Annotated in this window: 1 protein-coding gene; it reads right to left on the bottom strand. The window is 68.3% G+C overall.

The genetic code is table 11. From position 1 onward, the window contains the following. Positions 1-1361: phosphoenolpyruvate carboxykinase (GTP) (locus AB0L60_RS42430; protein ID WP_364626647.1), on the bottom strand; the 1361-nt coding region annotated here is incomplete at both ends.

The following is a 1361-nucleotide window of genomic DNA, read 5'->3' as shown; positions in this document are numbered from 1 at the left end:
CCGTCCAGGCGCTCCAGGGCCCACTTCAGCACGCGCACGTTGTCGCCGAAGCCGGGCCACAGGAATTTCCCGTCGGCGCTGCGCCGGAACCAGTTGACCTGGAAGATCTTCGGCAGCTGCGCGCCCGCGTGCTCCCCCATCGCCAGCCAGTGCGCGAAGTAGTCACCCACGTGGTAGCCCAGGAACGGCAGCATGGCCATCGGGTCGCGGCGCACCACGCCGACCTGACCGGCCGCGGCGGCCGTGGTCTCCGACGACAGCACCGAAGCGGTGAACACCCCGTGTGCCCAGTCGAAGGACTCGGCGATCAGCGGGATGGTGGTGGCGCGCCGGCCGCCGAAGAAGATCGCCGAGATCGGCACGCCGCGCGGGTCGTTCCACTCCGGGGCCACCGAGGGGCACTGCTCGATCGGGGTGCAGTAGCGCGAATTCGGATGCGCGGCAGGGGTTCCCGACTCGGGTGTCCAGTCCTGGCCGTGCCAGTCGATCAGGTGGGCCGGGGGCTGGCCGGTCAGGCCCTCCCACCACACGTCACCGTCGTCGGTGCGGGCGGTGTTGGTGAACAGGGAGTTGCCGCGATCGATGGTCGCGATGGCATTCGGGTTGGTCGTGGCGCCGGTTCCCGGTGCGACGCCGAAGAATCCGGCCTCCGGGTTGACCGCGTACAGGCGGCCGTCGGCCCCGAACCGCATCCACGCGATGTCGTCGCCGACGGTTTCGGCCTGCCACCCCGGCAGGGCCGGTTCGAGCATGGCGAGGTTGGTCTTGCCGCACGAGGACGGGAAGGCCGCCGCGATGTAGTGCGTCTTCCCTTGCGGCGAGGTCAGTTTCAGGATGAGCATGTGCTCGGCCAGCCAGCCCTCGTCGCGACCCAGGACCGAGGCGATGCGCAGCGCGAAACACTTCTTGCCCAGCAGCGCGTTGCCACCGTAGCCGGAGCCGTAACTCCAGATGGTGCGGGTCTCGGGGAAATGCGCGATGTACTTGGTCTTGTCACACGGCCACGGCACATCGGGCCGGCCCTCGGTGAGCGGCGCACCCACCGAGTGCAGGCACTGCACGAATTCCGTGTCGCCGGTGAGCTTTTCCCAGACCGGCGCGCCGGAGCGGGTCATGATCTGCATCGACACCGCGACGTAGGCCGAATCGGTGATCTGCACACCGTATTTCGGCTCGGCGGCATCCAACGGCCCCATGCAGAAGGCGATCACGTACATGGTGCGCCCGGCCATCGCCCCGCGGTAGTGCTCGGTCATGACGGTGCGCATATCGACCGGATCGACCCAGTTGTTGGTCGGCCCGGCATCGGCCTTGTTCGCCGAGCAGATGAAAGTCCGGTCCTCCACCCGTGCCACATCATC

It is taken from the genome of Nocardia sp. NPDC051981, assembly GCF_040680715.1.
In the GTDB taxonomy this organism is placed as follows: Bacteria; Actinomycetota; Actinomycetes; order Mycobacteriales; family Mycobacteriaceae; genus Nocardia.
The sequence above is the reverse complement of the archived record's forward strand: the minus strand, read 5'-3'. Positions and strand labels throughout refer to the sequence as shown.